This is a genomic window from Leptospira inadai serovar Lyme str. 10 (assembly GCF_000243675.2).
Taxonomy (GTDB): Bacteria; Spirochaetota; Leptospiria; order Leptospirales; family Leptospiraceae; genus Leptospira_B; species Leptospira_B inadai.
The window spans coordinates 257,906-278,037 of sequence record NZ_AHMM02000025.1 but is presented as its reverse complement, the minus strand read 5'-3'; the positions used below and the strand labels follow the sequence as shown (position 1 = coordinate 278,037).

At 44.1% G+C, this 20,132-nt stretch carries 17 protein-coding genes; 11 read left to right on the top strand and 6 right to left on the bottom strand.

Annotated features, from left to right (window positions below; genetic code table 11):
- Positions 1–444: 444 nt before the first annotated feature.
- From LEP1GSC047_RS17050 to LEP1GSC047_RS17010, 9 genes are all read left to right on the top strand, one after another.
- Complete coding sequence (locus tag LEP1GSC047_RS17050; protein WP_010417036.1) at positions 445–1,359, top strand: SCO family protein; 915 nt, start codon at positions 445–447, stop codon at positions 1,357–1,359.
- 21 nt (positions 1,360–1,380) lie between these two features.
- On the top strand, positions 1,381–2,403 hold the full coding sequence (coxB, locus tag LEP1GSC047_RS17045; RefSeq protein ID WP_010417039.1) for a cytochrome c oxidase subunit II: 1,023 nt from the start codon (positions 1,381–1,383) through the stop codon (positions 2,401–2,403).
- Positions 2,404–2,414: 11 nt separating this feature from the next.
- Positions 2,415–4,016 carry a cytochrome c oxidase subunit I gene (ctaD, locus tag LEP1GSC047_RS17040; RefSeq protein ID WP_020989012.1) on the top strand — a complete coding sequence of 534 codons (1,602 nt, stop codon included), beginning with the start codon at positions 2,415–2,417 and terminating at the stop codon, positions 4,014–4,016.
- Entirely contained in the window at positions 4,003–4,767 is a 765-nt protein-coding gene (locus LEP1GSC047_RS17035; protein WP_010417043.1) for a cytochrome c oxidase subunit 3 family protein, read from the top strand. Before ctaD ends, LEP1GSC047_RS17035 begins: the two co-directional genes overlap by 14 nt.
- Positions 4,768–4,930: 163 nt before the next feature.
- Positions 4,931–5,611, top strand: a complete 681-nt coding sequence (locus LEP1GSC047_RS17030; RefSeq protein WP_010417045.1) for a hypothetical protein — start codon at positions 4,931–4,933, stop codon at positions 5,609–5,611.
- 129 nt (positions 5,612–5,740) lie between these two features.
- Entirely contained in the window at positions 5,741–6,295 is a 555-nt protein-coding gene (locus LEP1GSC047_RS17025) for a CarD family transcriptional regulator (protein ID WP_010417048.1), read from the top strand.
- Positions 6,296–6,336: 41 nt separating this feature from the next.
- A complete protein-coding gene (locus LEP1GSC047_RS17020) occupies positions 6,337–7,620 on the top strand; it encodes a PIN/TRAM domain-containing protein (RefSeq protein WP_010417050.1) in 1,284 nt (427 codons plus the stop codon).
- 150 nt (positions 7,621–7,770) lie between these two features.
- The gene (gene pckA / locus LEP1GSC047_RS17015) at positions 7,771–9,369 is read left to right on the top strand and encodes a phosphoenolpyruvate carboxykinase (ATP) (RefSeq protein WP_010417052.1); all 1,599 of its coding nucleotides are present in this window, start codon (positions 7,771–7,773) and stop codon (positions 9,367–9,369) included.
- Positions 9,370–9,581: 212 nt separating this feature from the next.
- Positions 9,582–9,863, top strand: a complete 282-nt coding sequence (locus tag LEP1GSC047_RS17010; RefSeq protein WP_010417053.1) for a phasin-related domain-containing protein — start codon at positions 9,582–9,584, stop codon at positions 9,861–9,863.
- Positions 9,864–9,931: 68 nt separating this feature from the next.
- Here LEP1GSC047_RS17010 and LEP1GSC047_RS17005 read toward each other — a convergent pair whose 3' ends face one another.
- From LEP1GSC047_RS17005 to LEP1GSC047_RS16990, 4 genes are all read right to left on the bottom strand, one after another.
- A complete protein-coding gene (locus tag LEP1GSC047_RS17005) occupies positions 9,932–10,678 on the bottom strand; it encodes a hypothetical protein (protein ID WP_010417055.1) in 747 nt (248 codons plus the stop codon).
- Between the two features lie 3 nt (positions 10,679–10,681).
- Positions 10,682–12,520, bottom strand: a complete 1,839-nt coding sequence (locus LEP1GSC047_RS17000; protein WP_020989202.1) for a CHAT domain-containing protein — start codon at positions 12,518–12,520, stop codon at positions 10,682–10,684.
- 80 nt (positions 12,521–12,600) lie between these two features.
- Positions 12,601–13,344, bottom strand: coding sequence for a hypothetical protein (locus LEP1GSC047_RS16995; protein ID WP_020989183.1), 744 nt, complete (start codon positions 13,342–13,344; stop codon positions 12,601–12,603).
- A 39-nt stretch (positions 13,345–13,383) separates the two neighbouring features.
- Positions 13,384–14,289 (bottom strand): RNA polymerase sigma factor, encoded by a 906-nt coding sequence (locus LEP1GSC047_RS16990; protein ID WP_020988995.1) that lies wholly within the window; start codon positions 14,287–14,289, stop codon positions 13,384–13,386.
- A gap of 37 nt (positions 14,290–14,326) precedes the next feature.
- On the opposite strand from LEP1GSC047_RS16990, the gene LEP1GSC047_RS16985 reads away from it, so the two are divergent.
- Together LEP1GSC047_RS16985 and LEP1GSC047_RS16980 are read left to right on the top strand one after the other, a co-directional pair.
- Positions 14,327–15,232 (top strand): M23 family metallopeptidase, encoded by a 906-nt coding sequence (locus LEP1GSC047_RS16985; protein ID WP_010417060.1) that lies wholly within the window; start codon positions 14,327–14,329, stop codon positions 15,230–15,232.
- A 106-nt stretch (positions 15,233–15,338) separates the two neighbouring features.
- A complete protein-coding gene (locus LEP1GSC047_RS16980) occupies positions 15,339–15,944 on the top strand; it encodes an START domain-containing protein (protein WP_010417063.1) in 606 nt (201 codons plus the stop codon).
- A 26-nt stretch (positions 15,945–15,970) separates the two neighbouring features.
- On the opposite strand, the gene LEP1GSC047_RS16975 is transcribed toward LEP1GSC047_RS16980, so the two are convergent.
- Positions 15,971–16,507 (bottom strand): GNAT family N-acetyltransferase, encoded by a 537-nt coding sequence (locus LEP1GSC047_RS16975; RefSeq protein WP_010417065.1) that lies wholly within the window; start codon positions 16,505–16,507, stop codon positions 15,971–15,973.
- 63 nt (positions 16,508–16,570) lie between these two features.
- The gene (gene dnaE / locus LEP1GSC047_RS16970; protein ID WP_180993196.1) at positions 16,571–20,089 is read right to left on the bottom strand and encodes a DNA polymerase III subunit alpha; all 3,519 of its coding nucleotides are present in this window, start codon (positions 20,087–20,089) and stop codon (positions 16,571–16,573) included.
- Between the last annotated feature and the right edge of the window lie 43 nt (positions 20,090–20,132).

The following is a 20,132-nucleotide window of genomic DNA, read 5'->3' as shown; positions in this document are numbered from 1 at the left end:
CTGAGACTGAATCTCATGCAGAATGCGGTGAAGGATAAGGGAATTATTTCGAGAAAAATCCGGAGTCGCCCAAAATCGGTACCGGCCTTTTTCATAACTTTAAGAAAGGAAATTTCAAAATTCATTCTTTTGTTCGAAGTTTCACTTCTTCCATTGCTAAACGGTTGTTTCATCCAGCAACGCATGTCAGGAAGCTGTGAAGATATTTCTCCAAAACAAAAACGCTTCCAAAAAAAACCGCACCCTTTGACACTGGTTGGTGATTCCGCTTCCTGAGGAAGCGTGATTCGTTTTCCTCTTTACCAACTAGGAGTTGTTCCTCAATGAGCCAGAACGACCATTATAACAAAGCTGGATTTTGGACTTTTATTGTGGTGTTAGCCGCAAATGTTCTATACTTCGTTTATCTTTCATTCATGCATCAAGGCGTGAAAGATTACAATCATGTCGCACCGTCTTCGGCTGCTACCCAAGCGAAGTAAGGAAGGAAAAGGCTTTCGCGGGCTTTCCGACTTGCATTCCCGATTTGTTCCAAAATATTTATTTCGCTTAACGGCGATCTTGGCCGTAGCTATCCCTTTTTCCGTCGTTCTTTCGTTTGATACGGAAAAACAGATTGCCCCCCATGTGGTTCCGCCGGAGTTGCAAGGAGTTGGGGTCGTCGAGAAACTCGGTGATTCGATCGATAAGAATCTTGTTTTCGTTAACGAAGAGGGAAAAGAAGTCAAGATAGGAAATTATCTGGAGGATGGAAAACCTCTTCTTTTAACTCTCATTTACTATCGTTGCCCCACACTCTGTAATTTTCATTTAAACGGAATTTCCGACGTTCTAAAGCAGCTGAATTGGCAAGTCGGGAAAGAATTCAAATATGTGGCCGTAAGTTTCGATCCGAAAGAAAAGCCTGAAATAGCGAAACCGAAAAAAGCGGCTTACGTAAAAGATTACGGCCGCGGCGACGGAACTGGCTGGAGTTTCTTAACCGGAAAAGATCCTGAAATCAAGGCTCTGGCTTCTAGTTTAGGCTTTTCCTATAAATGGAATCCGGAAACAGATCAGTGGGTGCATGAATCCGTTGCCTACATCATTACTCCCGACGGTAAGATTTCTCGTTATTTAAAAGGAATTTCTTTCGATGAAAGAACTCTACGTTTATCTCTTGTAGAAGCTAGCAACGGTAAAATCGGTGATTTGAGCGATCGAATCGCCCTTTTTTGCTTCCAATTTGATCCATCCAAAAATAGGTATACATTATACGCTTACAATATCATGCGAATCGGCGCTTTCATAACTATGATCGTCCTCGCAGCGTTCTTATTCCTATTTTGGAAGAAACAAAACTCGACTATCAACACATAAGGAAGGAGTGATTTCGATCCGATGAACTGGTACCATTTTATTACGGCCACGAGCTTTATGCCGGTTCCGGCCTCTGCTGAAGCGGCAGGTGTGGATTATCTCTACGCGTTTCTACTCATTTCCGGCTTGATTTCCTTCGTCATCCTCATCGGAGGAATGACAATCTTTATCATTCGGTACAGAAGACTTTCGGACACTCAAAAAAGTGCTTATATCACTCATAACACTTTAGCGGAGTTTCTATGGTCCTTCATTCCGTTCGTGATTATGATGGTAATCTTCGGCTGGGGATGGGTGGTTTTCGACGATTTGCGTAAAATTGGAGTCAAGGGCGACGTAGAAGTTCACGTCACCGCTCGCCAATGGGCTTGGGCTTTCCAGTACAAAGACGGATTTAAGATCAATAGTCCCACTTCAGACAAGTTAAACCCCGAAATCGCAAATTCTAATCTTTTGAAACCCGGTGTCGTTGTCGTTCCTGTCGGTAAGGTCATTCGATTCATTCTTACTTCCGATGACGTGCTTCACAGCTTCTATGTTCCTGCTTTCCGGAATAAGATCGACGCGGTTCCTGGTCGTAGGACTACGTTTACCTTCACTCCGATCGAGAAAGGAGATTTTACGGTCTTCTGTACCGAATACTGCGGAACATCTCACTCGAATATGATGGCTTTGATTCGAGTCGTGGATTCTGAACAATACGCTGCATGGGTTGATCAACAAAAGGCCGCTGCGTCGAACGCTGGAAACGCGAATCCTGCAGATAAGGGTAAGGCCTTGTATACCGAGTTAGGCTGTAATAGTTGCCACTCTCTCGATGGCTCTCGTATTGTAGGCCCTACCTTTAAGGGACTCTACGGAAATAAGCGAGATTTTGCCGATGGTTCCTCTACGACAGGCAATGATGATTATATTAAGCAATCCATCTTAGTTCCGACTGCCAAAATCGTAGCAGGCTATCCTCCTGCGATGCCTTCCTTCCAAGGGCGGGTAAACGACGAGCAGATTCGTGATATCACCGAATTTATTAAGACGCTTAAATAGGAGCACGGACAATGTCACAGGCCGCCACTAGCGCACACAGTAAACATAACTTCCTGAATCACCAAAAAGGGATCTGGTCCTGGCTCACCACTTTGGATCATAAGCGGATCGGGATCATGTATTTCTTCGCGATCATGAGTTTCTTCCTTTTAGGTGGAATCTTTGCACTTCTAGTTCGTGCTGAGCTTTTTACTCCCGGGAAGACGTTATTTGAAGCGGATATCTATAACCGAATGATGACCTACCACGGAGCCATCATGGTGTTCATGGTAATCGTTCCTGGAATTCCGGCTATCTTCGGAAACTTAGTTCTTCCGATCATGATCGGAGCAAAAGACGTGGCCTTCCCCCGTTTGAACTTAATGAGCTGGTATATGCTCATGATCGGTGCAGCAATCACCGGTTCAACGCTCTTTATGGATCGAGTCGATACTGGATGGACTTTTTATACACCGTACTCCACGATCAAGACGGGAATGGGTGTTATTCCGCTGGTTCTCGGCGTTTTTATCATCGGATTCTCTTCGATTCTAACAGGATTGAACTTCATCGTAACGACCCACAAGCTTAGAGCTCCGGGAATGACGATGACTCGGATTCCTTTGATGGTTTGGGCGCTTTATTCCACTGCTATTTTGCAAGTATTGGCAACCCCGGTTTTAGCGATTACCCTACTATTATTAATTGCAGAAAAAGCGTTAGGAGTCGGAATTTTTGATCCGCAATTAGGCGGGGATCCGGTATTATTCCAACACTTCTTCTGGTTTTATTCTCATCCGGCCGTTTACATCATGATTTTGCCTGCGATGGGTGTTATTTCCGAATTAGTAGCGACGTTCTCTCGTAAGGTCATCTTCGGATATACGGCGATTGCTTATTCGTCGTTAGCGATAGCGGGAGTTTCCTTTCTGGTTTGGGGACATCATATGTTCGTTTCCGGGCAATCGGAATTCGCCGGTTTGCTTTTCTCCGTAATCACGATGCTCGTGGGCGTTCCGACGGCGATCAAGCTGTTCAACTGGATTTCCACGATGTATAAAGGAAGTGTTAGGTTAGATGCGCCGATGCTATTCGCTCTCGGCTTTATGTTCCTCTTTACCATTGGTGGTTTGACGGGCGTGTATCTAGCTTCAACCGGAATGGATATACATTTCCATGATACCTATTTCGTGGTGGCTCACTTCCACTACGTGATGGTTGGTGGGACTCTAATGGCATTGATGGGAGCATTAATTTACTGGTTCCCGAAAGTAACCGGAAAAATGACTAGCGATCTTCTCGGAAGAATCTCCTGGGTGTTTATTTTTTCCGGATTTAACGTTACATTTTACCCGCAGTTCATTTTAGGTGCGATGGGAATGCCTCGTAGATATTACGATTATCTTCCCGCCTTCACCGAATTGAATCAAATGTCGACGGTAGGATCTTGGCTCATCGGAACAGGATTTATCGTCGGACTTGTCGCGGTCATTCATGGATTAATTGCAGGAAAAGAAGCAGGTAACGATCCTTGGGGAGGAAAAACCCTTGAGTGGACGATTCCTTCTCCACCGCCCCACGAAAACTTTGATAAGACCCCAGTAGTTTCAGGAGGACCCTATGAATACCGCTAATCCCGCGGGTTTTCACCACGCTCACCATTTCGATAGCGCGGAACAACAATACCAAACCTCCAAACAAGGAATTTGGCTTTTCTTGGTTACTGAAATTCTCATGTTCGGTGGCCTTTTTGTAGCGTATTCAATTTACCATTCCCTTTACCCGCAGATCTTCCATGCCGGTAGTAAACAGCTCTCCGTATCGATGGGAGCCGTGAACACTGTGGTTCTTTTATTCAGTTCCTTTACGATGGCATTGGGAATCAACTTCGTGCAACGGGGTCTGAGAACCAAAGCAATCATTGCGCTTGCTGTGACGATTCTTTGTGCAGCGATTTTCATGGTCGTAAAATACTTCGAATATACTCATAAATTCCATGTGGGAACAGTTCCTGGAAAATATGCATATACGGACGAAGCGAGAAATACCACTAAAGTGGCGGCATTGGTAAAGCAAGCCGGTGAAGTTTCGGCGGAAGAGCGAGAGCACAAGCTGCACATGGACGAAGAAGAATACAAACATCTTCGCCAATTGAACGAAACCAAAAACTGGCCTCTATTTTTCGGATTTTATTTCGTAATGACCGGAATCCATGGGTTGCACGTTCTTGCCGGAGCTTTCTTAATTTTCTGGGTATTGATGAAAGTCGTCAGAAATAAAGTCGGCCCCGATTACTACACTCCGGTGGAAGGCGTAGGTCTCTTCTGGCACGTAGTCGACTTGATTTGGATTTATCTCTTTCCTCTTCTTTACCTCGTCGGATAAGAATTTCTCCAATTTAGTTTCGGAAAGGCCGGTTTTTTACCGGCCTTTTTATTTCCCTTTCGTTCCGAATCGTATTTTTCCATGCCCAAAATTGGGCCGATGGCCGATACTGAGTAGTAGGAGATCCTCCGCTTTATAGTCGGATCTCCAGTCGGATTGAATCATGCAAAATATCGATTATTCTCGCAGACTGAAACAAACCGGAATAAGAGGAGGGGCCGCCGCTAGACCGCTTGATTCTCAGCCGACGGTCCAAACCATACAGTATGTACGAGGCTCGACCTCGCCTATTCGCTCTTTCCCAAGTTCACGTTCGCTTTTTTTAATTTTAGTTGGAGCGATTTCTCTATTTACCGCGGGTGTCGTAGTTGGCCTGCGTCTGGATCAAAAAGAGCAGGCTTTTGCTCAGAACGAAACTCAATCTTTTTATAATACCGGCAAGTTATCGCGACAAAACCCGGCCGAAACGATCGAGCAACGTGAAAATTCAAACCGGGCGGAAGCGAAACCCGACTCGTCGGAAAAGCCGGAAATTAAAGATTTTGGGCATTCGGAAGAGAGGCCTTCTTCGGAAAATAAAGGTCTAAAATTTCCGGCCCGATCGGATCGCGAGAATTATTTTATTTCCATTCCGACCAGCGATTCTTTAGAGGCGATGGAAGTAGGAAAGAAATTATTGCGAGCCAAGCCGGAATTTCAGGGCCGAATTTTTCGTTCGGGGCAAGGGGAACTTTTCATCGGTTACTTTTATGGAAAAGCCGAAGCGACTCAAGCTTTAGATTCCATCCGGCCGCTCAATGATCCGATTTTTCACGGTTCTCAGATTCACAAAACGAAGAGATAAAATACCCGGAGAATATAAAGAAAATCGGTTAAATTACGGGTAATTTAACAAAACCGTTTTTTTCCTTGACTTATGCCAAAAATTTGCTATGTTTTTGAGCAGAGTTTTAACGGAAGTCTTAATACCTAATTGGCTAGCAAAAAGAAACAATCTGGCTACGAGCATGGCGTAGGCGACTACGTCGTTTATCCGATCCACGGTGTTGGTGAAATCACCGAAATCGCTAAAAAAGTTATCCTGGGTAAGAAAAAAGAATGCTACGTCATGGAAATCCAGGGTAGCAAGATGAAAGTGATGATCCCTGTCGATAAAGCGAAACAGGTCGGAATTAGACCGATCATCGACAAAAAGGATATCAAGAAAGTCATCAATTTACTCAAGAAAGATGAAGTCGATACGGAAGAGGATTGGAAGATCAGGTACCAAAATAACCTGAATAAAATTAAATCCGGTTCGATTTTCGAAGTAGCGGATGTCTGCAGAAATCTATTTCGCAGAGCAAACGGTAAGGAACTATCCATCATGGAGCGGAAGCTCTACGAGAGTGCATACAATCTCGTAAAAATGGAAGTTGCCTTAAGCAAGGGAGTTTCTCAAGAAGAAGCGGGCAACCTTGTCTCTGATGTGTTGGCCAGCTCTTTTGCTGTCGGTGACAAAGTAGCAGTAGTCGTCGACGAAGAATAATTCCGAATAAAACTCGAATCTATATTTGAAGGATTTGAGTTATGGGTTACCTATACAAAGGCCTTACGGCTATCCTCCTTTCCTCTCTGTCGTTTTTTGTAACGCAGAAGCAAACCCAAGATTGGGTTCTCGCTGGTTCTCTTTCCGGACTGGTCCTCGTAGTTTCTCTTGTATTATTATTTGGAGAAGCAAAACTATTTCCTAAATTTCGTGCGGACATTATTTTCTGCGTCGGTGTAGGAGTATTATTAGGATTCGTTGTTGCGTGGTTTTTAGGAACCATCATTCGATTTGAAGAATTGAATCTCGCATTGTATTTGATTTTAGGTCTTTTTGGGGCTAGAGTCGGTAAGGCGTTTGCTAAAGAACCGGGACTTTCCATCTTCGGAGGTGGCGGCGCCGGTGGGCATCAAGGACTAGATCCGTTCGGAGTCGCCGTCATCAACAAAGACGAAGTCAGGGATAAAATTCTGGATACTTCTGTCGTTATCGATGGACGCATCTTAGATATCGCAGACACGCATTTTATCGACGGCCCATTAATACTTCCGAATTTCGTCCTCCGGGAAATCCAATTAATCAGTGATTCTTCGGATCCGATTAAGAGAGCAAGGGGAAGACGAGGTCTCGAAATGCTGAATAAACTTCAGCGAAAAGGGTCCATCGAAGTAAAAATCACGTATAAAGATTATTCCGACACGAGAGAAGTCGACGCTAAGCTGATTAAATTGGCCCGCGATACCGGCGGCAAAATCGTAACGAATGATTTCAATTTGAATAAAGTCGCCGAACTCCAGGGAGTAAAGGTTCTTAATCTAAACACACTTGCGAACGCCTTAAAGCCGGTCGTTTTACCGGGAGAAGAACTTGGAATCCAAGTTATTAAAGAAGGCAAAGACGAAAATCAGGGCATCGGTTATCTCGAGGACGGCACGATGGTCGTTATCGAGAACGGAGGCCATCTCGTCGGCAAGGAAGTGAAAGTTACGGTAACGTCCATTATCCAGACGGCTGCCGGTAAGATGATCTTTACGAAAGCGAATTCTAACGGCGGTGGTCATGAAAAAGGTGATCGCGGCGATCGCGAAAATCGTAATCGTGGTGGCGGCGATCGGAATTTCGATCGAGGCGGAGAGCGCCAAGACCGCGGCCAACAAGAGAAAGGCGAGGAGCGGGGGAATCGCCCCGATCGTTCCGAGCGTAGCGGAAACGACGATCGAAATAATCGGAGAGATTACCAAGACCGCAATCGTAATCGGAATTCGGATCGAGGGGATGATTACGGAAACCGCAAGGATTTCCAGGATCAGCAACAACAGCAATAAGCTTGAGAGGAGAAGATCCGTTTCAGGGTCTTCTCCTCATGAGACAGAATAACGGATTTACCGGACTCTGGAAAGAAATCGGTTCAGGTTCCGAATTGACGCTATCTTGAACCCGAAAATATTTGAAATACGAACAGCAAGGAGCACCAGATGCAGGCCCAGACGCAAGTGAAGGGACTGAAGGAGCTCGGTATAGAGCCCTCCGAAGTCTTCCATAACCTTTCCTACGACGAAATTTTCGAACACGAAAAGAATAACGGCGAAACCGTCATTTCTTCCAACGGTACTATGATGGTAGATACCGGAATATTTACCGGACGTTCTCCCAAAGATAAGTATTTTGTGGATGAACCCTCTTCTAACGGAAATATCTGGTGGGGTCACATCAATTTTAAAGTCTCAGAACAGATTTTCGACGAATTACATGCAAAATGTGTAAATTACCTAAAGGGTAAGAAGTTATATGTCTTCGATGGATACGCAGGCGCCAATCCGGAAACTCGCATGGGTCTCCGTGTCGTTTCCGAAAAGGCCTGGCAGCATCATTTTTGTACTAATATGTTCCTTCGTCCTAGTAAGGAAGAATTAGCCAACCTCCTTCCTGAATTCACCATCATCAATGCTTGCGGCGTTAAAAACGAAAAATACAAAGAACATGGACTTAACTCGGACGTATTCGTAATTTTCCACCTAAGTAAAAAAATCTGCATCATCGGTGGGACCGAATACGGTGGAGAGATGAAGAAAGGTATTTTCTCGGTAATGAACTATAAATTACCTCTCCAAGGAATCCTTTCGATGCATTGTTCCGCCAATATCGGAAACAAAGACGGAGATACGGCTTTGTTTTTCGGGCTTTCCGGAACAGGAAAAACGACTTTATCCACGGATCCTCATCGCAAACTGATCGGCGACGACGAACATGGTTGGGACGATAACGGGATCTTTAATATCGAAGGCGGCTGTTACGCGAAAGTGATTAATTTGGATCCCAAGACGGAACCGGAAATTTACGAAGCGATCCGCCGCGACGCACTTTTGGAAAACGTGGTCTACGATGAGAAGACGAAAGTTGTCGACTATACTTCCGCTGCCAAAACCGAAAACACCCGCGTTTCTTATCCGATCTACCACATTAAAAACATTCAGGTTCCGTCCAAAGGCGATCATCCGAAAGTGATTATTTTCCTTACGTATGACGCTTTCGGAGTATTGCCTCCCGTGTCAAAACTTTCGATCGAGCAAGCGATGTATCATTTCCTTTCCGGATATACCGCTAAGGTTGCCGGAACCGAACGCGGAATTAAAGAACCTACCGCGACTTTCTCGGCTTGTTTCGGTGCCGCGTTCATGACTCTTCACCCGACGGTTTACGCGAAACTCTTGGGTGAAAAAATGCGCAAACATAAAGTTCGCGCATATCTCATGAATACCGGTTTGGTCGGCGGTTCTTACGGGGTGGGTAAAAGAATGAACCTACCTTCGACTCGCAAGATTATCGACGAGATTATGAATGGAAACATCGATAAGGCTCAGTTTTCGAGGCATCCGATTTTCCAAGTCGAATATCCTAAGAGTGTGGAAGGCGTGGATGCTTCGATTCTGGATCCCCGCGAGGCTTGGGCGGACAAATCGGCCTATGACGAAACTTCTAAGAAGTTAGCCGGGATGTTTATCGAAAACTTCAAGAAATACGTAGAAGGATCCAAGGATTACGATTTCACTGCATTCGGCCCGAAACTTTCTTAAGGGAAAAACGATTTTGTGGAAAAAGAGCGGAGAAGTTTCTCCGCTCTTTTTTTTGTCCTGATGTTATGCTAAACTGAAACCCGCTTGACAAAGGATTGTGCGGTGCATAATAATTTTACTACGGAATTCTAAGGAATGGCATGCCTGCGGAAACAGGTAATGAAAAGAGAAAACGGGAAATCCTGGAGTCCGAATTGTAAAGGAATGTAGCAATGGAAAAGGAAATTAAAGAAGCTCTTAATTTTGCCATAGGAGCAGCGAAAACGCTTCGTGAACAGGCAGATAGTATTCTTCTTAAAGTCGAGAAGGAATTCAAAGAGCTTTCTACTAAAGGCGCGCAGGATCAGGGAGAAGTTGCGGTAAATCTTCGCAAGTACATCGAGGACGCGTTACGTTCCGTTGAAGGACTTGCCGGACAAGTTAATTCGAAAGTGGAAGAAGTTAAGAAAACAGCCAGCAAGAAAGGATCGAACGGTACCTCCGGTCAATCGTGATTACGATTCGCCTTCTTCGCGACAAATAGTCGGGATAAGAGTATGATTGAGAGTGCTTATCCCTATTTTTATTCGCCCGAAATAGACCCTGATGAAAATAGCAAATGGTTGGTTGAAATTCCCAGCCAATTTGCGAGTCTTTCCCTATAAGAAATCGGCGGAGGACTTTCCATTTCGAGTTCAAAGGAAGTATTCCAAAGGGAAATTTTGCCTTTGAATTTTTGTTTTAAGAAGCCGATAATCCTGCTTCTCTCCTCAGTAAACCATTCGGTTTCGGAAATGCCTTCTTCCCTTAGATAGCCTTCTATTAGATCGATGGTTCTGTAATCCGAAGCGAGAGAGGAATAGGAAAAGGAATCTTCCGAGAGATCCGCAAATACTCCTTCCCAATCCTGCGAGTACTTCCTTTCCTTATTTCTACAATCATAAGCCTGACAAATGGACGATCCGTAAAACGAATAGTTCTGACTTTTGGGATCGCCGGTGTAGATCGGATGAATCATACAACCGATTCTAGAATATACCTTACCAGTATTCTCCCCTTCGTTCGAAGATGCAGATTCGGTAAGTTTTCCTAGAAAGGGGCAGTTGTATGTTAGGGGGTCTTTTCTTTCGATATCTTTTTCTTTCGCTTCCCTCTGCTTACGAAACTCGGCCATCGTATAGGGTCGGCTAAAGTCCACCGTCTGCCGAAACTCGTTAGTTCGTTCCTCTATTAAGGTTCTTAATTTATCCGGAGAAGTTTGTAAGTTAAAGAGACCGCAGCACGCTCCGCAAGAAAAAGGGACGTTTCGATCCGGTTGGCATAAGCCCACGAATTAGACACCGCCGTGAGGTAAATTTCCGTGAGAAGAGGAGAGAAATCCCGGGAAAGCCAATTCTAACGCTTTCGTCTCGGAGTTTTCGATAATATTACAGGCTAACGGAAAAATCTGAAGACGTTCTTCGTGGAAGACGATGACTCTCCCTCGATATTTTTCGATTTGCTCGCCGACAAAGTCCTGCTTGATCATCGGCGCTGCGACCAGGGAAGATTCAGGTTTTAAGCCCCGGAAAAAGAGATGATTGTTCGAGTTCGTCGAAACCAAAAAGATACTGACTCGCTCCAGCTCTTCAAGTTCTGTGAGCAGATTTTCAAAATAATACTGAAATGTTATCAGATATCCGTCGGCAGATTCGGGTTGAATCAACCCCTTAGAATACAGATCGATCCATTGAATCATTTTCTGTATGGTATCTCTGTTTGCAAAAAGTATCTCGGCCAAATCGGTCACGACAGGGGTGATTTCCAACTTTCTAAAATCGTGCAAACATTGGAACATAAGGTCCCACCATCTTGCGATACTATAGGCGTCGTCCGGATTATTCGGGATAAACTTTCCCAGTGCATGATTTTGGTGGTCGCTAAACAGAATTCCTCCCATCACCTTACTGAACTCTTCGAAGGCGACGATTAGGTTTTCCATCAATTCGTAGGAAGCAAGAGATTCGGCCTTTTGCCTCTCCGTAAACGTGTAATAAGAGGAGGCGATCGGAGTCGGATAAAACTTATAAATCAGGGAAGGATTTACGATCTTATGAGCCGTCCGGCCTTTTGTCGGATCCGACGTCACCCGCATGTTCGGCTGTCCGTGTAGACTGTAATTGGTCCAAGTTAGATCGCTCGAATCGTAATTTCGACGAGCCTGCTCTTTTGCTAAATAGAGAGACTCGCCTACGCTCTTATCCGCAAATAAATTCGAATAGAATTGAATCGTAAAATCGATCGTGTTTTGATTGTCCGCTATTTCCCAATTTGTTCCTATGAAGCTTTTGATTCCCGACATCAAAAACGAACCGGCAAAATTATTCATTAAATCGGAATTCAGATTTCTAGTAGTACTCTTGTTGGATTGGCAGGAATTCGAAAATACCATATCGGTGTTAAAACCCGAGTTTTTGATCTCTCGAGCTTTCAAAATTTTTCCTTCCGAAATGAGCCATCCATTTTCCAACGGATCGTCCGAGAAGAAAAGATGGCCTGAATAGTGAATAATATTCTTGCCTTTAATCAAGGACAGAAGTTTTAGTTTGGTGACTTGACGTCCGCCGATGAACTCTATTTCGAGGCGGGAAGATGGAACTTTCTCACTCAGTACTCTAAATAACTGTTCGCCTTCCTTCTGTGCCCATTCCAAATCCTCGGTCGGGTCGGCTATGATGAGCATTCGGAGTTTTTCTTTTTCCTTAAAGGCTCCGCTATGCGCTTCTCCACGCACCGTTTTTCCGATGAAGAATTTATCGGAAAGGAAACAGGTCCCATCGTGCAGTAGTTCCCAAGGAATCACTCCCAATTTAGGATCAATATTAAAGTGTAAGTATTTTTCCGTGGTTAAGCGTAGCTTTTCCTGGATGGGCACCGGAAAAAATTGGTCATAGAACGTTTCCCCTAGAATTTTTAATTCGTGAAGAATGTCCGTTTCGAGAGTAGGGTGTCTTGAGGATTTCTGGTGGATGGCTACGGAAACCCGGACTAAGTTTTCAATTTCCTTAATGTACTCGAGAATTAAATCCTCGTCCATCGTCGATTGTAAGTGGGATTCGGAACCGCTTCCGGAACTGTCTAGTATGTTAAAGACGTTAACTGCGCCGACTCTGTCTATGATTAGATTGAGCATTGGTTCCGGTCAAGATCGGCCTGCACCGTTCCCCAGCCGAGACATAAGCTCGAAAGGGGAATTTTATAAAACAGATCTCTTTAATCTAAGAGAATAAAGAGATCTATCGATTTCGACAAGTCTTTTCCCTGGAATTCCACTGTGTACTTTCCTTCTCTCAATCCGGCGAAATTCGTAATTCCATCCGAATTGAATTGATTGGAAAGTATAAACCTTCCATCTTTAGAAAGATTCACCCTTTGAAAATCTTCAGGGCGTGGGCAATCGATTTTGACGCTAAGATAAGCGGTCTCTTCCGTTTCTTGAACGACCTGGTAGGTGAATTTACAGTCGTCTTCGACTTTTTCTTCAAATACTATAAATTCCGAAGCGGCCGGTGTGTTGGCAGTTGTGGAACGCATCGCAGGAGCATAATCCACTCTGGTGTTGATTTGTAGAGTTTGAATTAAGCTATCAAAGAGCTGCGCTCCTGATTTTCCCAGTTTTACGACGATCGATTCTCGACTTTGTTCCTTACGGGACAACTCCATCTCGACATAGCGTTTTAGGTATTCGGGAAAAGCTTTTATTTGCCAGCCTTCAGTCAATTCGGCTTTGCTTACATCTAAATCTTCTTGAAAAGCTGTGTAAGCATGACTACGGGCAGCCGATTCGAAATAGGATTCTTCGGCAGCCTTTAGGCCTGCCTGAAGAGATTCCTCCATCCGAATGAGTTCATTCTGAAGCTCGGGATTTTTATCGATTCCTGAAAGTACATCCTCTTTCCCATCAAAGAGAAATTGGTTAAGTTCCGATTCCGAGCCTGGTTCGCGTTTGGATTCCATTTGCGTGTGACGCTCCAATAAGGTTTAAGACGATTCGTTTTACTCGGACAATTCCGAAAATTTGAGTTTTTTTTGTATTTTTTCGATCAGACGTAGCAAAGTGACACTAACATTTCCCTCGGTAATCCCTAAAAGATCGGCAACCTCCCTATAAGGGGTGCGCGCTAAAAAATGCCCTTTTTTTCGCTTTTCTAAGAGTTTCTTACGCTGTTCGTATTTCTTTTTTAGTGCTTGAGATGTTTTATCGATTTCCTGAGGAAGAATCGGAGCTTTCTTTATGGTCGCATTCTGCTTTTCTTTCAATTCGAGGATGTTTAAATACAAGGATGTAATTTTATCCTCCATCCGGATATTTTCCTCTTCCCGGTTGGATAAGTCGGTCCGTAACGACATAATTTTTTTCTTTAGATCGTCTACGGAGAGTTGCGTTTTAGAAACTAGGAATTTGATTTCTTCCTCATCTAAATTCAGATAATAAATATAAGAGAGTTTGAAAATTACGCGTTTTTCGGTTCCGATTTCCCCCAAGACTTGATGAAAAAGACGGGTAATTTCCTGGGCTTCCTCGAGAAGATCGGACCTTAGATCGGGTTCGTCTTCGATCGTCGCGTATTCTTTTCCTTCCTTGTTGATTTTTCCTAAATTGGTCATTTTCAGCTCGCGCTTTGTACGCTGCCAATCGATGAGCATATTTCGGAGAACGGAATAGAACCACGTGCGAAAACTAGATTTACCCTTAAAGCTGGAAAATCTTGCTCCGGTTTTTAAGCGTTCAAATGCGTAGAGAAAAAAGTCTCCCGCATCGTCCTCGCTTAAATGAAAGATCTTCATCGGGAAGTTATAAATGTCTTCCGAGTATGCCTCAAAAAACAATTTTAGCGCTTCTTCATCGCCCTCGCCGCAACGGGTAACGAGGTCCAGGGTTTTATCCTTTGACAAATTCATTCTTAGTATAACCTTGCACCAGGGGGCCGACCCGGAAATGAGACTTTTCCCAATCCTAGGCCTAATCTTGGCCGCGTTCCATCTAAGCACCTTTGCGGAAAACGATAAAGTAATAAATTTTCTCCTCCCTGTGAAAACGGACGGAATTGAAAATAAGGTTAGTTCCGTTTTTGGAGAATCCAGGGGAGATCACTTCCATAACGGTATGGACATTTCTTCGAATGGCGAATCGGTCCTGGCTATGGGCGAAGGAAAAATTCTTTATACTCGGTTTGGCGAGGATGATCCGTACGGCGAGGAATTCGGAACCGGAAATTCGGTTTGGCTGGATCATGGAAACGGCGTTTATACGTCCTATTATCACCTAAAAGATGGTCGGCTGACCGGATTTTTGCAGGATCGCCTAATCGGCAGAGGCGAAAAAATCGGAATGTCCGGAAATACGGGGCATTCCAGCGGTGCCCACTTACATTTCGTCGTTCTTCAGGATTTTGGAAAAACGATTTTAGATCCAATGAAATTTCTCCCTCCGATCGAAGACGAAGTTCCCCCTCAGATCGGAAACCTACTCGTGCACGTTGGAGACAAATATACGCAGATAAACGACGGTGAAAATATTAACGTTTCTCGACCTTTTCCGGTTACGGTCGGCGCTTTGGACGCGGGGAAGAAGCCCGGCCAGCGAAGAGGAATAGCGCAGATTCAGGCGTTTTTAAACGGCGAACCCTTGAAGAAGGCGGGGTTTTCCTCTTTAACCTATGATCATGGAGAATGGAAAAATCCGGAAGGGTTTCGGTTCTCCGATCTGTATTTCAGAGACCAATATTATCTCGGAAACTTGGATTTCAGAAATGGGGAAAATACGATTAAAATTCTCGCCTGGGATTTTCGAGGGAACCTAAACGAAAAAAGTTTCACTTTCTATGTGACTCGGATTCGATAAGGCTCGAAGTTTACTCGATCGAATTATAAAAACTAAAATAAACGTTTTCTTTTTGCAATTGTACTGAATTATCTTTTCTCTTAACAGACCTTAAAGAGTTATCTCCATGCGACAGGTTTATGGCGTCCTTCTTGTTCTTTCCTTTCTTTCGAGTTCGGATATTTTTGCCGAAGATTGGGTATTCGTAAAGGAAGAGCAAAACGTAAAGATTTTCAAAAAAAACACGGAAACATCTTTCGATGCTTTCAAAGTAAGTACTTTAATTTCAAAACCGTTGTTCGAAGTAAGAAATATCTTCTTAAATATTCCGGGGCATATTGATTGGATCGCAAATTGCAAAGAATCCAGAGTGATCGGCGGCAAAGTACCCGAAAAATTTAGACATTACTATTTGATCAGTGCGCCTTGGCCAGTTAAGGACCGGGAAATGGTTTTGGAAACCGAATCGCATTTCGATCCTAAGAATAAAAGGTTCAACATCTTTACGAAAGCTTTAAATGATTTAACCGTACCTGCAAAAAAAGACGCGTTTCGAATCGTGAATTCCAAAATTCAATGGATTCTCGAGGAGATTTCTCCGACATCCACGTTAGTCACGTATATCAACCAGACCGATCCGGGAGGAGATGTTCCTTCTTATCTATCGAATTGGTCGTCTTCGGATGCTCCGATCGAAACCATCTTAGGACTAAAAAGGATTATTGAAAAATAATCCGATCGAAATCCTCCATTCCGATATCATTTTACTTTTTTGTATAATGCGTGCTTGCTGAGACGATGGTTTATCGGAAGATTCGGATGATGAAATTCGTCTACGAATTCCATCCCGATTTTCTGCATCACGGATTTTGAACGTTCGTTGAGGACGCTAGTGAAGGAAACGATTTCAGTCATGTTCAATTCCTGAAAACCGAATCGAAGCGTCGAGAGCGCCGCTTCGGTCGCATATCCCTTTCCCCAAAAATCCGGAAGTAGTCGCCAGCAGATTTCCACATTCGGTGTAAAGAAACAATCAAAGTCGACATGAACCATTCCTACAAAACCGATAAACGATTTTTCATTCAGGTCCTCGACCGCGAACAAACCGAAGCCATATCGATTCCAATGGTTTTGAATCCTGTCGAAAGCTCCGTTACTTTCTTTTAACGATAAGAGTTTGGGAAAAAATTCCATAACTTTAGGATCGGAATTTAATTTGAATAAGGAATCTCTATCTCCAATATTCCAAGTTCGAAGTAAAAGATGCTCGGTTTGAACGGCACTAGGAAAGGGCATAACGAATATCCCTCAAAATGAAATATGCGAAATCGGCTTACACGGATCTTTCTTAAACTAGAATCAGCGTTTGATTCCTGCAGTTTCCTTGGGACTGTAAGCTTTGACGTTTTCTCCGAAGCTGTAATAAACCGTTTCCTTACCTAGAAGTCCGACCAGCCTACTCATTAATTCGTCGTTGGGCTGTACCGAATAATGATTATGAGCGCGAATTACTTTTTTCTCTTCGGCTCCCGAGATTAAATGGAAATAGACATGCGAATTTCCTTGGTAAGCCGCGAGAAGAGTGTGCAATTTACCTATGATATCGGGCATTTTGCGGTGGCGGTCCTCGAGTCTTATGTGTAAGGCTTTTTCCATCTTGTCTTCGATGGTTGTTTGATTCAATATTTCAAAGTTGTTTACTTTGATTTGACCTCGTAGCTCCGACTCTCCCGCTTCGATCCTATCCAAATCGCCTTTGATAAATACGGCTTCGTCTTCCTTGATCAATTCCTTAAATTTTTGGTATACTTTCGGAAAAGCGACGCACTCGATTTCCCCGGTTCTATCTTCTAATTTGAAATTTACGAATTCTTCTTTTTTCTTAGTGAACTTGACTTTAAGCGAGGTCACGATACCGGCGATTTCAACTTTAGCGCCTGCTTTAATATCATCCAGCTTTTCTATCGGAATGCTATGCAAGCTGAGTAAATGAGCTTCGTACCTATCTAAAGGGTGGCCGGAAAGAAACAAGCCGGTTACCGATTTTTCCCTCCGTAACCGCTCTTCCGATTCCCATTCATCGGCGTCTTTAGGAAGTTTTAGTTCATACGATAGAGTAGATTCGCCGAAAAGAGAGAATTGCCCTTGGGCGGATCTTTCCTGTTCCTTTTGCGCGTAAGACACGAGACTGTCAAGCGACTCAAAGAGACATTTTCGAGTATATCCGAACGAATCCATCGCTCCGCCTTGGACTAGCGCTTCCATAATCTTCTTATTTAAGATTCGAGTGTCGACTTCGAGTATAAAGTCTTTGATATCTTTAAAGCCTCCGGTTTTTTTCCGGGCCTGGATGATATTTTCGGCAGCTCCTTCCCCGACTCCTTTCATGGCCGAAATCCCGAAACGAATCGTCTCTTCGTCGATAACGGAAAAAGAAACGTCGGATTCGTTAAGATCCGGAGTGAGAACATGTATACCCATTTCGCGGGCGTTATTGATATATTTAACGATATCGGTCGTTTTAGAATGATCTCCCGCGAGCAAAGCAGCCATATATTCGGTCGGATAATTCGCTTTCATATACGCGGTTTGGTACGTTACGAGAGCATAAGCGACCGAATGCGATTTGTTAAAGCCGTATCCGCCGAATTTTTCCAATTGGTCGAACAATTCTTCAGAAAACTTTTTAGCGTGTCCTTTTGCCTGAGCACCCTCTATGAATTTGATTCGCAGAGGATCCATGAGTTCCTTCTTCTTTTTGGCCATGGCCTTGCGCAGCATATCGGATTCGCCCATCGTAAAGCCGCCGACAAGACGGGAGATACTCATCACCTGTTCTTGATAAACGGTTAACCCGAAAGTTTCTTTTAAAATCGCTTCGCAGGATTCGTGCGGATAAGAAACCGGCTTTCTTCCGCTTTTACGTTCCAAATATTCTTCCAACATTCCGGATTCCATAGGGCCCGGACGATATAAGGCGATAAGAGCTACGATTTCCTCGAAACTGGAGACTTGGCTTCTTGCAACCAAATCGGTGATTCCGCTGGATTCCAACTGGAAGATCCCTAACGTATTCGCTTTGCGAAGAAGCGCATATGTATTAGAATCATCTAATGGAATTTTATCTAAATCTAGCTCTACCCCTCTTCTCTCCTTTACCAACTTAACCGCATAGTTTAAGGTCGTGAGGTTTTTGAGGCCGAGGATATCCATTTTGATAAGGCCGACGGCTTCTAAGTTATTCTTTTCGTACTGGGTAACGATCGAACGAACTCCAGGACGTTCTTTCTCCGCGACTGTTGAGAGCGGAACCACTTCGTCTAACGGATACGGGGAAATGACGACGCCTGCTGCGTGGCGACCCGGCTGCCTATAATTTCCCTCTAGACGTTTGGCGATCGAGAATATCTTTTTGTGAAGTTCGTCTTTTTCACTCGCTTGTTTTAGGTCCGAAGAAATTTCGATCGCCTCATCCAAAGTAATTCCGGGTTTATTGGGACAATAGCTAGTGAGTCTATTTGCCTCATCATAGGGAAGATTCATGACTCGGCCCACGTCCTTTAAAGCCGCCTTAGCCGCTAGAGACCCGAAAGTGATGATCTGGCCTACTCGATCTTCTCCGTATTTATGCCGGATATAGTTGATTACTTCTTCCCGCCTTTCGACGCAGAAATCCGTATCGATATCGGGCATATCCTTTCGGTCCGGGTTGAGAAAACGCTCGAACAGGAGATTAAAGCGAAGGGGTTCGACGTTCGTAATTCCTAATGCATAAGCGACGATGGACCCGGCGGCGGACCCGCGCCCCGGTCCCACCGGGATTCCGCTCCTCTTCGCATAATTGATATAATCTTGAACGATTAAAAAATATCCGGCAAAGCGCATATTCTTAATCGTTCCAAGTTCGAATTCCGTTCTTTCTTTGATTTCCGGAGTTATACTTGAATATCGATGGCGAATTCCGTCCCATACTAGTTTTTCCATAAATCCGTATTCGTCGTAACCGTCGGGAACGGAAAATTCGGGAAGAAGATAATTACCGAACTTTAATTGAAGATTTATCTTATCTCTGATCTCAAGTGTGGAATAGTATGCTTGCGGGAGTTCCGGGAAGAGAAGTTTCATCTCTGCAGGGCTTTTTACATAGAAGTGCTGATTAAAGCCGAATTCCATTTCGTCTTCGATCGTTTTACGCATTCCGATTCTTAAAAGAATATCCTGTGCTTCCTTGTCGTCCTTTCTCAGGAAGTGGGAATCGTTGGTGACCACTAGTTTAATCCCCGTTCTTTGCGAAAAATCATAGGCGCCTTTGGCCGCGATCTCCTGCTCAGGAATACCATGGTTTTGAATTTCTAGGTAAAAATCCTCTTTTCGGAAAATTTCGTTCAGTTTGCCAGCGAGCTGAAAGGATTCGGGAATTTTGCCTTCCAGTATCTTACGGTTTACTTCTCCTGCCAAACAAGCCGTAAGGCATACCAACCCTTCGCTGTGCTTATCCAAAAGATCATAGTCGATACGCGCCTTTTTATAAAAGCCTTCCGTATAAGATTTGCTCGCTAACTTTATTAGATTTTTGTAACCTATTTCGTCCTTAGCGAGGAGTATTAAATGATAGGCATTTCCGTCGGCGATTCTCATCTCCTCCATTTCGGCTTTCCGATTGGGGGAAACGTAGAATTCGCAGCCTATGATCGGTTTTACGCCGTTTTTGACCGCCTCGTTATAAAATTCAATCGCTCCGAACATGTTTCCATGGTCGGTCATTGCAACGGAACTCATTCCTAGCTCTTTAACGTGTTTCATCAACTCCTTGATGCGGATCGCGCCGTCGAGCATGGAGTACGTAGTATGAAGATGTAGGTGGGCGAAATCTTCCATTCCAAGGGACATAATAGAAATTCGGACCGGGATCCGTCAAGCG

What these genes read in the sequence shown, in the direction of transcription:
- LEP1GSC047_RS16975 (WP_010417065.1), bottom strand. Translation starts at nt 16,507, where the DNA reads ATGCCCTTTCCTAGTGCCGTTCAAACCGAGCATCTTTTACTTCGAACT.
- LEP1GSC047_RS17050 (WP_010417036.1), top strand. Translation starts at nt 445, where the DNA reads ATGTCGCACCGTCTTCGGCTGCTACCCAAGCGAAGTAAGGAAGGAAAA.
- LEP1GSC047_RS16985 (WP_010417060.1), top strand. Translation starts at nt 14,327, where the DNA reads ATGAGACTTTTCCCAATCCTAGGCCTAATCTTGGCCGCGTTCCATCTA.
- coxB (WP_010417039.1), top strand. Translation starts at nt 1,381, where the DNA reads ATGAACTGGTACCATTTTATTACGGCCACGAGCTTTATGCCGGTTCCG.
- dnaE (WP_180993196.1), bottom strand. Translation starts at nt 20,089, where the DNA reads ATGGAAGATTTCGCCCACCTACATCTTCATACTACGTACTCCATGCTC.
- LEP1GSC047_RS16995 (WP_020989183.1), bottom strand. Translation starts at nt 13,344, where the DNA reads ATGGAATCCAAACGCGAACCAGGCTCGGAATCGGAACTTAACCAATTT.
- pckA (WP_010417052.1), top strand. Translation starts at nt 7,771, where the DNA reads ATGCAGGCCCAGACGCAAGTGAAGGGACTGAAGGAGCTCGGTATAGAG.
- LEP1GSC047_RS17000 (WP_020989202.1), bottom strand. Translation starts at nt 12,520, where the DNA reads ATGCTCAATCTAATCATAGACAGAGTCGGCGCAGTTAACGTCTTTAAC.
- LEP1GSC047_RS17020 (WP_010417050.1), top strand. Translation starts at nt 6,337, where the DNA reads ATGGGTTACCTATACAAAGGCCTTACGGCTATCCTCCTTTCCTCTCTG.
- LEP1GSC047_RS17030 (WP_010417045.1), top strand. Translation starts at nt 4,931, where the DNA reads ATGCAAAATATCGATTATTCTCGCAGACTGAAACAAACCGGAATAAGA.
- LEP1GSC047_RS17035 (WP_010417043.1), top strand. Translation starts at nt 4,003, where the DNA reads ATGAATACCGCTAATCCCGCGGGTTTTCACCACGCTCACCATTTCGAT.
- LEP1GSC047_RS16980 (WP_010417063.1), top strand. Translation starts at nt 15,339, where the DNA reads ATGCGACAGGTTTATGGCGTCCTTCTTGTTCTTTCCTTTCTTTCGAGT.
- LEP1GSC047_RS17010 (WP_010417053.1), top strand. Translation starts at nt 9,582, where the DNA reads ATGGAAAAGGAAATTAAAGAAGCTCTTAATTTTGCCATAGGAGCAGCG.
- LEP1GSC047_RS16990 (WP_020988995.1), bottom strand. Translation starts at nt 14,289, where the DNA reads ATGAATTTGTCAAAGGATAAAACCCTGGACCTCGTTACCCGTTGCGGC.
- ctaD (WP_020989012.1), top strand. Translation starts at nt 2,415, where the DNA reads ATGTCACAGGCCGCCACTAGCGCACACAGTAAACATAACTTCCTGAAT.